The sequence below is a fragment of the Kitasatospora sp. NPDC097643 genome, assembly GCF_040302625.1.
Classification (GTDB): Bacteria; Actinomycetota; Actinomycetes; order Streptomycetales; family Streptomycetaceae; genus Kitasatospora.
Map to the genome: position 1 here is coordinate 36,242 of NZ_JBEOSA010000072.1, position 10,127 is coordinate 46,368.

10 protein-coding genes, 2 tRNA genes and 1 pseudogene are annotated in these 10,127 nt (G+C 73.8%); 5 read left to right on the forward strand and 8 right to left on the reverse strand.

Annotation, left to right across the window (positions count from 1 at the left end):
* Positions 1-74: 74 nt before the first annotated feature.
* Positions 75-145 (reverse strand) — tRNA-Gln (locus ABTY15_RS33165).
* Positions 146-430: 285 nt separating this feature from the next.
* On the opposite strand from ABTY15_RS33165, the gene ABTY15_RS33170 reads away from it, so the two are divergent.
* Together ABTY15_RS33170 and ABTY15_RS33175 are read left to right on the forward strand one after the other, a co-directional pair.
* Positions 431-1,426, forward strand: coding sequence for an acyl-CoA desaturase (locus ABTY15_RS33170; protein WP_350603852.1), 996 nt, complete (start codon positions 431-433; stop codon positions 1,424-1,426).
* A 191-nt stretch (positions 1,427-1,617) separates the two neighbouring features.
* On the forward strand, positions 1,618-2,220 hold the full coding sequence (locus ABTY15_RS33175; protein WP_280678407.1) for a TetR family transcriptional regulator: 603 nt from the start codon (positions 1,618-1,620) through the stop codon (positions 2,218-2,220).
* Positions 2,221-2,280: 60 nt separating this feature from the next.
* On the opposite strand, the gene ABTY15_RS33180 is transcribed toward ABTY15_RS33175, so the two are convergent.
* On the reverse strand, positions 2,281-3,138 hold the full coding sequence (locus ABTY15_RS33180; RefSeq protein WP_350603855.1) for a methyltransferase domain-containing protein: 858 nt from the start codon (positions 3,136-3,138) through the stop codon (positions 2,281-2,283).
* A gap of 111 nt (positions 3,139-3,249) precedes the next feature.
* Between ABTY15_RS33180 and ABTY15_RS33185 the strand changes: the two genes are divergently transcribed.
* On the forward strand, positions 3,250-3,747 hold the full coding sequence (locus tag ABTY15_RS33185; protein ID WP_153462181.1) for a MarR family winged helix-turn-helix transcriptional regulator: 498 nt from the start codon (positions 3,250-3,252) through the stop codon (positions 3,745-3,747).
* Positions 3,748-3,837: 90 nt separating this feature from the next.
* Here ABTY15_RS33185 and ABTY15_RS33190 read toward each other — a convergent pair whose 3' ends face one another.
* The 5 genes from ABTY15_RS33190 to ABTY15_RS33210 form a co-directional block, all read right to left on the reverse strand.
* A complete protein-coding gene (locus ABTY15_RS33190; RefSeq protein WP_350603864.1) occupies positions 3,838-4,803 on the reverse strand; it encodes a LuxR C-terminal-related transcriptional regulator in 966 nt (321 codons plus the stop codon).
* Positions 4,804-5,089: 286 nt separating this feature from the next.
* Entirely contained in the window at positions 5,090-6,055 is a 966-nt protein-coding gene (gene galE / locus ABTY15_RS33195) for a UDP-glucose 4-epimerase GalE (RefSeq protein ID WP_350603868.1), read from the reverse strand.
* A 160-nt stretch (positions 6,056-6,215) separates the two neighbouring features.
* Entirely contained in the window at positions 6,216-6,884 is a 669-nt protein-coding gene (locus ABTY15_RS33200; RefSeq protein WP_350603871.1) for a response regulator transcription factor, read from the reverse strand.
* A 167-nt stretch (positions 6,885-7,051) separates the two neighbouring features.
* A tRNA-Thr gene (locus ABTY15_RS33205) sits at positions 7,052-7,127 on the reverse strand.
* A gap of 148 nt (positions 7,128-7,275) precedes the next feature.
* Positions 7,276-7,719 carry a winged helix-turn-helix transcriptional regulator gene (locus ABTY15_RS33210; protein ID WP_350603875.1) on the reverse strand — a complete coding sequence of 148 codons (444 nt, stop codon included), beginning with the start codon at positions 7,717-7,719 and terminating at the stop codon, positions 7,276-7,278.
* A 150-nt stretch (positions 7,720-7,869) separates the two neighbouring features.
* On the opposite strand from ABTY15_RS33210, the gene ABTY15_RS33215 reads away from it, so the two are divergent.
* Positions 7,870-8,469: a flavodoxin family protein gene (locus ABTY15_RS33215; RefSeq protein ID WP_350603876.1), complete on the forward strand. Its 600-nt coding sequence runs from the start codon at positions 7,870-7,872 to the stop codon at positions 8,467-8,469.
* 38 nt (positions 8,470-8,507) lie between these two features.
* Here ABTY15_RS33215 and ABTY15_RS33220 read toward each other — a convergent pair whose 3' ends face one another.
* Entirely contained in the window at positions 8,508-9,863 is a 1,356-nt protein-coding gene (locus ABTY15_RS33220; protein WP_350603878.1) for an MFS transporter, read from the reverse strand.
* A gap of 171 nt (positions 9,864-10,034) precedes the next feature.
* On the opposite strand from ABTY15_RS33220, the pseudogene ABTY15_RS33225 reads away from it, so the two are divergent.
* Positions 10,035-10,127 (forward strand): annotated as a pseudogene (locus tag ABTY15_RS33225) (MBL fold metallo-hydrolase); the annotation flags it as partial.

A 10,127-nucleotide genomic window follows, 5' to 3' on the forward strand; every position in this document is an offset into this window, starting at 1 on the left:
GAGCATAGTGCGAGGCAGTTGACCCGATTGCCAGCCCCCGGCCCGCAGAAGCAGGGCCACAGCCACTCGATGTGCTCCCGGAGGAGGATTCGAACCCCCATAAGCTGGACCAAAACCAGCTGTCCTGCCCTTAGACGATCCGGGACCGACGCTCCCGCCCTCGGTGCCCGGCGGCGCGCTCGCCCAAGACTACGGTGTAGCGCGCGCTACATCTACCACCTGTAGCGCCCTCCCTGGCGATCCTCCAGCGGATTCCGGCGCCCGCGGACGACACGACCGACCGGCGGGCGGTTCATCCATCCAGTCGGGTGAATTCACTCAAGCGCCGCGCGGCAGTGTGTTCCCTTCCCGGCGGCGCCGAACCTACGATGCCGTAAGTTACGCCAACGTAGGCTCCGCTCCCGTTCAGGGCCGCTGCAAAGGGACGCCCATGACCATCCAGGCCGGCAGCGAAGCGCGCGCCGGGACCGCCGCGCTCCCCGTCGACTCCGCCCGATCCTCCGATCCCGCCCCCGCGCGGCTGTCCGCCACCCGTGGCGGGGAGAAGCAGGGGTTCGCCGAGCGGCTCGCGCTCGCCCTGTTCATCCTGGTGCCCTTCGCCGCCCTGCTGGCCGCCGTACCGGTGGCCTGGGGGTGGGGGATGGGCTGGACGGACGTCGCGATCACCACCGCGATGTACTTCCTCACCTGCCACGGCATCACCGTCGGCTACCACCGCTACTTCACCCACGGCGCCTTCAAGGCCAACCGCCCGATGCGGCTGGCGCTCGCGATCGCCGGCAGCCTGGCCATCGAGGGGCCGCTGGTGCGCTGGGTGGCCGACCACCGCAAGCACCACCGGTTCAGCGACAAGGACGGCGACCCGCACTCGCCCTGGCGCTACGGGGAGAGCATCCCGGCGCTGCTGAAGGGCCTGTGGTGGGCGCACATGGGCTGGATGTTCGACGAGGAGCAGACCCCGCAGCTCAAGTACGCCCCGGACCTGGTCCGCGACCCGGCCATGCGGCGGATCTCTCGCCTGTTCTGGCTCTGGACGACGATCTCGCTGCTGCTGCCCCCGCTGGTCGGCGGCCTGGTGACGCTGTCCTGGACGGGCGCGCTGTCCGCCTTCTTCTGGGGCTCGCTGGTCCGGGTGGGGCTGCTGCACCACGTCACCTGGTCGATCAACTCGATCTGCCACGCGGTGGGCCGGCGCCCGTTCCGCTCCCGCGACCGCTCGGGGAACGTCTGGTGGCTGGCGGTGCTCTCCTGCGGCGAGTCCTGGCACAACCTGCACCACGCCGACCCCACGGCGGCCCGGCACGGCGTGCTGCGCGGACAGATCGACTCCTCGGCCCGGCTGATCCGCTGGTTCGAGCTGGCCGGCTGGGTCCGGGACGTCCGCTGGCCGGACGCCCAGCGGATCGCCGCCCGCCGCGCCGCATGAGGCGGCGCTTCCAGCATGATGTAGGGGTGAACGGGAGCAGCGCAGACAGCACAGGCGGCCACCACAGCACGCGGACGGACGCGGCGCCCGATGCGGCGCCGGCCCGTCCGCGGGTCGCCGCACCGGCGGCCGGGTCCGCGCCGGGGGGTGCGACTGCGCCCGCGCCGCGCCGGCGGGGCGGCCGGGTCCGGATGACCGGGAAGCAGCGGCGTGAGCAGCTGCTGGAGATCGGCCGGACGGTGTTCGCGGAGCGCGGTTACGACGGCACGTCGGTGGAGGAGATCGCCGAGCGCGCCGGGGTGTCCAAGCCGGTGGTGTACGAGCACTTCGGCGGCAAGGAGGGGCTGTACGCGGTGGTGGTGGACCGCGAGATGCAGCTGCTGCTGGACATGGTGACCGGGGCGCTGACCGGCGGGCACTCGCGGGAGCTGCTGGAGCAGGCGGCGTTCGCGCTGATGGACTACATCGACACCTCGACGGACGGCTTCCGGATCCTGGTGCGGGATTCGCCGGTGGCCCAGTCGACCGGCACCTTCGCCTCGCTGATCAGCGACATCGCGACGCAGGTGGAGGACATCCTGGGGCTGGAATTCAAGTCGCGGGGCTTCGACGCGCGGCTGGCCCCGATGTACTCGCAGATGCTGGTCGGGATGGTGGCGCTGACCGGGCAGTGGTGGCTGGAGGTCCGCAAGCCGGACAAGGCCCAGGTCGCGGCCCACCTGGTGAACCTGGCCTGGCACGGGCTGGAGGGCCTGGAACGGCACCCGAAGCTGGTCGGCGACCGGAAGGGCTGATCCGGGGCCCGTCGTCCGCCGCTCGGGCTCCGTCCGCCGCTCGGGCCTCCCGTGCGCCGCTCAGGCCTTCGTACCCACCGCGAAGATCCGCCGGAACGGGAACACGGTGCCGTGCGGTCCGGCCGGGTAGGCCCGGCGCAGCAGCGCCCCGTACTCGGCGAGGAAGGCGGCCCGCTGCGCGGGGTCGGCGAGCCGGGTGAGGACGGGCCGCAGGGCGGTGCCCTTGACCCACTCCAGGACGGGGTCCGGGCCGGGCAGCAGGGTGCGGTAGGTGGTCTCCCAGACGTCGGGGGCGCAGCCGGCCCCGGCGAGCGCGTCGAGGTACCGCTCGGGCGGGTGGACGCCGGGCCGGACGGCGTCCTCGCCGAGCAGGTCGCGCCAGCGGGGGCGGCGGCGCAGCTCGGCGAGCAGGGTGTGGCTGGGGGCGTCGAAGTTGCCGGGGACCTGGAAGGCGAGGACGGCCCCGGGCCGCAGGGCGGCGGCCCAGCGGGGGAGCAGGCCGAGGTGGCCGTCGATCCGTCCCTCCTCGCCCGCCTTCGGCGAGGAGGGTCCCTGTCGGGGCCGGCGCTTCTCCGGGTCCATCCACTGCAGAGCTGCGTTGGAGACGATCAGGTCGGGCCGGGCGGGGCCCGGGTCGAAGGTACGGGCGTCGGCGAGGAGGTAGTCGGCGGTGGGTTCGCCGTCGGTGCGGGCGGTGGCGAGCATCGGGGCGGAGTTGTCGATGCCGGTGATCCGGGCCCGGGGCCAGCGTCGGCGCAGGACGGCGGTGGAGTTGCCGGGGCCGCAGCCGATGTCGAGGATCACCGGCTCCTCCGGGTGCGGGAGGGCGGGGACGCGGGCGAGCAGGTCGTGCAGCGGCCGGGTGCGTTCGTCGGCGTACCGCAGGTACTGTGCCGGGTCCCAGACGGGGGTGGTCATGGTGCACCTCACAGGTATCTCGATATCAAGATATCCAGTCACAGCCTCCTCGGCAGATTTCTCGATGTCAAGAGACTTCACATCGACACATCCACCGATACACTGATCGTCATGGAGGACGAGGTCGACAGGCTGGTTGCCGCGTGGCGTCGGGAGCGCCCCGACCTCGACGTGGAGCCGCTGGAGGTGCTCAGCCGGGTCAGCCGGCTCGCCCGGCACCTCGACCGCGCCCGTCGCACCGCCTTCGCCGAGCACGGCCTGGAGCCCTGGGAGTTCGACGTGCTGACCGCCCTGCGGCGGGCCGGCTCCCCGTACCAGCTCTCCCCCGGACAGCTGCTCACCCAGACCCTGGTCACCTCCGGCACGATGACCAACCGGATCGACCGCCTGACCGGCAAGGGCCTGGTCAAGCGCCTGCCGGACCCGGACGACCGCCGCGGCGTGCTGGTCCGGCTCACCGACGACGGCCGCGACCGCGCCGACCAGGCCCTCGCCGGGCTGCTCGCGCACGAGCGCGAACTGCTCGCCCAGCTCACCTCCGGCCAGCAGGGCGAACTCGCCGCGCTGCTGCGGCTGCTGGTCGCCCCGTTCGACAACATCCCGGGCTGAACCCGGCCGGCGGCAGGACCCGGCCGCCGGCCGCCGGCACCCGACCAGCTGACACCCGGCTACCCGGCTACCCGGCTACCCGACTCCCGGCTACCCGGTGCCCGGCACGGTGGTCGAGGCGACCGACGGTGACGCCGGCACGGCCGGCTCCGCGGGGCTGACCCCGGCCCGACGGGCCACCGCCACCGCGGCCAGGGTGGAATGCACTCCGAGCTTGCCGAGCACGTTCTGCATGTGGGTGCGGACGGTGTGCGGGGACAGGTAGAGGCGCTCCGCGACGGCCTGCCGGCCCAGCCCCGCGACCATGCAGCGCAGGATCTGCTTCTCCCGCGGAGTGAGCGTGTCGACCAGGCGCTCGCTCTCCGTCCGGTCGCGCCGCGCGGTGGTCAGCTCGCGGATGACCCCGGTGAGCAGCGCCGGCGGCAGATGGGTCTCGTCCCGCAGCACGCCCCGGACCACGGCGAGCAGCCGGGCCAGTGAACTCTCCTTCGCCACCCAGCCGGTGGCGCCCGCGTGCAGTGCCCGGGCGGCCCGGTGCGGGTCGTCGGCGGTGGCCAGGACGACGGCGCGCAGCCCGGGGTGGCCCCGGCGGAGCCGGGCGAGCAAGGTGATGCCGTCGGGCGGCGGGGCGGCCGGCCTGAGCTGGTCGGCGGTGCGCGGGTCCAACCGCTGCGGATCGGACCGCAACCCCTCGGGCCGGAGCACGTCCGGCCGCAGCAGGTCCACCGAGCGACCGCCGGGCGGCGGCGCGGGCGGTACGGCCGGGCGGCGGGGCTGCGGCACGGCCGAGGTCAGCCGCCGACGGGCCGGATCGACCGGGTCCGCGCCGGGCCGTCGGCGCCCGCCCGGCAGCCCGGCCTCGGCACCGAGGTCGGCGTCGATCAGCACCACGTCGAAGGCCCGGCCCTCGACGGCGGCCCGTTCCAGTGCCCGTTCGGCGGCGGCCCCGCTACCCGCCGCGCCGACCTCCACATCGGGCTCGGCGGCGAGCGCCGCGGCCAGCGCCTCGGCGAAGATCCGGTGGTCGTCGACCACCAGGACGCGGATCCGCCCCATCGTCACTACCCCCCTGCTCAGACCGGTCCGAGCCCGGGAGGCGGGGACCGGTCCGGCACCCGTGATCCGGGCCCGTCACTCCGCCGCCCACCGGTGGCCGGTGAGGCCGAAAAGGGCGCCGGCCCCCACCGGTACCGCATTCAGCGTACGGGCCCGGGTAAGCCCTCGTGGTGGTTTGGTGAAGTTTCGTCAGGAAGGGCGTGCGCGGGCGGCCTTGCGGCGGGAACGCCGCGGGCGCCGCCCCCGGAAGGTTCGGGGGCGGCGCCCGCGGCGGTCGTCGTACGTCCTACTGCTGGCCGCTCTTCTTCAGGGTGAACGTCCAGGCGTCCGCGACGATGTCGTCCAGGTTCGGGCGGCGCGGCGTCCAGCCGAGGGCCTCGTGCGCGCGGCCGGCGGAGGCCACCAGCACGGCCGGGTCGCCGGCCCGGCGGCCGGCGATCTGCACCGGGATCTCCCGGCCGGTGACCCGCTTGACCGACTCGATCACCTCGTGGACCGAGAAGCCGTTGCCGTTGCCGAGGTTGCAGATCAGGTGCTCGCCCGGCTTGGCGGCGTCCAGCGCCAGCAGGTGCGCCTCGGCCAGGTCCGCGACGTGGATGTAGTCGCGGATGCAGGTGCCGTCCGGGGTCGGGTAGTCGTCGCCGTACACGGCGATGTGCGGGCGCTGGCCGAGCGCGGCCTGGAAGACCAGCGGGATCAGGTGCGACTCGGGGTCGTGGCGCTCGCCGTACTCGCCGTACGCACCGGCCACGTTGAAGTAGCGCAGCGAGACGGCGGCCAGGCCGTGGGCGACGGCCTCGCTGGTGATCAGGTGGTCGACGGCGAGCTTGCTGGCGCCGTAGGTGTTGGTCGGCGCGGTCCGGGCGGTCTCCAGGATCGGCACGACCTCCGGCTCGCCGTACACGGCGGCGGTGGACGAGAACACGAGCTTGCGCACGCCGGCCGCGCGCATCGCGCTCACCAGCTCCAGCGAGCCGGCGACGTTGTTGCGCCAGTACTTCTCCGGGTCCACGACCGACTCGCCGACCTGCGAGGAGGCGGCGAAGTGCAGCACGCCGTCGAAGGAGCCGTCCAGCACCTTGCCGGCGTCCTGGACCCGGCCCTCGACGAACTCGGCGCCGGTCGGGACGCCCTCGCGGAAGCCGGTGGAGAGGTCGTCCAGGACGGTCACCTGGTGACCCGCCTCCAGCAGGTGGGCGGCCACCACACTGCCGACGTAGCCGGCACCACCGGTGACCAGGTACTTACTCATGATGAGACCTCCAGCGGGCGATGGTCCGCCAGGTCGGCGGGGGCCATCGACGACGTGTGTACGACGGTCACCATTCTCCCTGCCCGCCGGGGTGCTCCGGACCACCGGACCCGCCCGCCGGAGCCGGCGCGGACCGCCCGACCAGGCCGTCCGGCCCCGCTCAGTCGCCGGACATCCGCTCCAGCAGACCGGTGCGCGCCGCCACCGCCGCCGCCTCCAGCCGGGTCCGCGCGCCGAGCTTCATCAGCACCCGCTGGACGTGCGTCCGGGCGGTGCTCGCGGCGATCCGCATCCCGGCGGCGATCGCCGCGGTGTCCTCGCCGTCCGCGATCCGGGCCAGCACCTGCACCTCACGGCGGGTCAGCAGCCGCAGCAGCCGGACCGCCTCGTCGTCCGGTTCGGCGGCGGGCCGCAGCAGTTGGTCGAACGCGCCGCGCAGCACGTCCACCGCCACCGCGGCCTCCCCCGCCCGGGCCCGGCCGATCGCCCGCTCGACCACTTCGATCCGCTCGTCGCTGGGCACGTACCCGGCCGCACCGGCGGCGAACGCGCCCGCCACCCCGCGCAGTTCACCCACCGGCCCGAGGACGATCACGGCCACCTCGGGGCGTTCCCGGCGGATCCGGCGCAGCCCGTCGAAGGCCCCCGGCTCGCCCGGCGCGGCCACGCCCAGCAGACACACCTCGGGGCGCCGCCCGGCCACCAGGTCGGCGGCGACGCCGGCCGGACAGCCGACCGCGAGCACCCGGTGGCCGCGCAGCTGCAACGCGGTGGCCAGCGCCTCGGCGAGCAGCCGATGGTCGTCGACCACCACGAGTCGAACGCCCATGACGCCCTCCCGGTCGGGGTCCGGCCCGCCCGCACCCCTCGGGCGGGCGGCCGATGACGCACCATCACAGCGCATTCCGTACCCGACCCGCTAGGCCGCCCCGCCCGGGCGCGGCACGGGCCCGCGGAAACGCGAAAGACCCCCGCCGCGAGGCGAGGGTCTTTCAGTGGAGCCCCCATGCGGAATCGAACCGCAGACCTTCTCCTTACCATGGAGACGCTCTACCGACTGAGCTATAGGGGCTTGCCGGTTTGTTTTCACCGGGCCGGTCGAACAAGGAAGACATTACACGGCCGTCGGCCCGGAAGGGAAATCGGCCCCGTCACCCCGTCCGATCCGGCGCCGCGCCGCATCCCGGGGACCGACCTGTCCGATCCCGGGGACCGCCGTCTCACGCCTCGGTGTGCGCCTCGTCGAACACCTCGCGCGCGGCGAGCATCTCCGGGGTGCGCTGCTCCGTCCACCGCCCGAGCGGCGCCACCAGCTCGGCCAGTTCCCGACCCAGCGGCAGCAACTCGTAGACCACCCGGGGCGGCGTCTCCGGGAACACCGTGCGGCGCACCAACCCGTTGCGCTCCAGGGCGCGCAGCGACTGGGTGAGCATCTTGCGGCTGACCCCGTCGACCGCACGCTGCAACTCGGAGAAGCGCTGCTGACCGAACTCACCGAGGCTCATCAGGATCAGCATCGACCACTTGTCGGCCAGCTCGGCGAACATCGCCCGACTCGGACAGAACTGCGCGAAGACGTCCCGCGCCAGCTCGTGTTCCCGACCGTCGCCCTGGTCCTCGTCCTGGCCCCGCTCCCGCGCCCGGGCCCGCTGCTGCGTCGTCATGCCCTCCAGGGTAACGGGGTCGGTCTCCAATCCATCCTTGGTTACCAATGGAGACCTGGTCTATATTGGAGACCATCAGTCCGGCCCGGCACCACCCGGCCGGCGCCCTTCCCCTGCCCTGCCCACGACACCCCTCAGGAGTGCCCCGCCATGACCGCCGCCCGCCCGACCGTCGCCCTCGCCTACCACTCCGGCTACGGCCACACCGCCGTCATCGCCGAGGCCGTCGCCCGCGGGGCCGCCGCCGGCGGCGCCGAGGTCGTGGTGATCGCCGTCGACACGATCACCGACGAGCAGTGGGCCCAGCTCGACGCCGCCGACGCGATCGTCTTCGGCTCCCCCACCTACATGGGCACCGCCTCCGGCGCCTTCCACGTCTTCGCCGAGGCCAGCAGCAAGCGCTGGTTCACCGACGCCTGGAAGGACAAGGTGGCCGCCGGCTTCACCAACTCCGCCTCCAAGAGCGGCGACAAGGGCGAGACCCTCGGCTTCTTCCAGACCCTCGCCGCCCAGCACGGCATGAACTGGGTCAACCTGGGCCTCAAGCCCGGCTGGAACGCCACCACCGCCAGCGAGAACGACCTCAACCGCCTCGGCTTCTTCACCGGCGCCGCGGCCTCCTCCCCGTCCGACGCCGGCCCGGAGGCCGTGCACAAGGCCGACATCGCCACCGCCGAGCACCTCGGCGAGCGCGTCGCCCGGCACACCGCCGTCGTCCTGGCCGGCCGCGCCGCCCTCGCCACGGCCTGAGGGTCGGTCCGCCGTCCGAACGGCCCGCACCGTCTCGGCTACGCCGCCGGGTCCGCCCCCAGGGCGGGCACCCGGCGGCGTCCGCCGTCCACCGCCGCCAGCTCCGCACCACCGGTCTCCGGCAGCAGCCACAGGCACCCCAGCGCCACCACGCCCAGCCCCGCCAGGTACCAGCCGACCGGCTCCGCCGTCCCGTACGCCGCGGTCAGCCGCGTCGCCACCAGCGGCGTCGTCGCACCGCCCACCACCCCGCCCAGGTTGTACGTCAGCGCGGCACCCGTGTAGCGCACCCGGGTCGGGAACAGCTCCGGCAGGAACGCCGCCACCGGCCCCAACATGCACCCCAGCACCAGCATCGCCCCCGCCAGCGCCACGAACATCAGCGGCCGGCGCACCGTCTCCAGCAGCGGGAACAGCACCAGCGACCACCCGATCGCCAGCCCGGTCGCCCACCCCAGCGTCCGCCGCCGACCCCAGCCGTCACTGCGGCCCGCGCTCACCCACACCATCACGCCCTTGCCCACCGCGCCGACCAGCAGCATCGACAGCACCAGCGTGCTCGACACCCCGAGCCCGGTCGTCGCGTACGCCAGCGCGTACGTCGTGGTCAGGTAGAACAGCGCGTACCCCACGGTGATCGCACCGCAGCCCGCCAGCACCACCCGCCAGTGCCCGCGCAGCACCTCCACCACCGGCACCCGCGCCCGCCCGCCCCGGGCCTCCTCGGCTCGCGCCGACTCCCGGAACACCGGCGACTCCTCGATCCGCAGCCGCACGAACAGCCCCACCGCGACCAGCCCCAGCGACGCCAGGAACGGCACCCGCCAGCCCCACTCCCGGAACGCCCCCTCGTCCAGCGCGAGTTGCAGCACCAGGAACACCCCGTTCGCCAGCACGAACCCGCTCGTCGGCCCCAACTGCAGGAACCCCCCGTACCGCCCGCGCCGCGCGGTCGGCGCGTTCTCGGCGATCAGCAGCGCCGCCCCACCCCACTCCCCGCCCAGACCCACGCCCTGGCACACCCGCAGCACCACCAGCGCCACCGGCGCCCACCACCCCCACGCCCCGAACCCCGGCAACACCCCCACCGCGGCCGTCGCCACCCCCATCAGCAGCAGCGACACCACCAACGTCGTCTTCCGCCCCAGCCGGTCCCCGAAGTGCCCGAACAGCACCGCCCCCAACGGCCGCGCCAGGAACGCCACCGCGTACACCGAGAACGCCGCCAACAACGCCCCCACCGCGCCGAGTTCGGGAAAGAACACCGGCCCGAAGACCAACGCCGCAGCCGTGCCGTACAGGAAGAAGTCGTAGAACTCGATCGCCGTCCCGATCAACGCCGCAACCGCCGCACGCCGCAACTGACCAGCCCGCCAGGCATCCTCCGCATCCATACCGCCACCCTGATGACCCGCCCACCACCCCCAACAGCCCCCACCCGAGTGACACCGGAGCACCCCACCTTCCGCACGCCTCCCGGCGCACACCACCGGCCACGTGCGGATTGCGCTCCAGCCCTTTCGAGCTGGGCCACCACACGACAGAACCGCCCGGCCGTCGGGGCGGACTTCCTGGAACGTCTCACCGCCGCCGGATTCCCCCCGGAGTCCGTCGACCTGGTGATCCTCACCCACCTGCACGCCGACCACGTCGGTTGG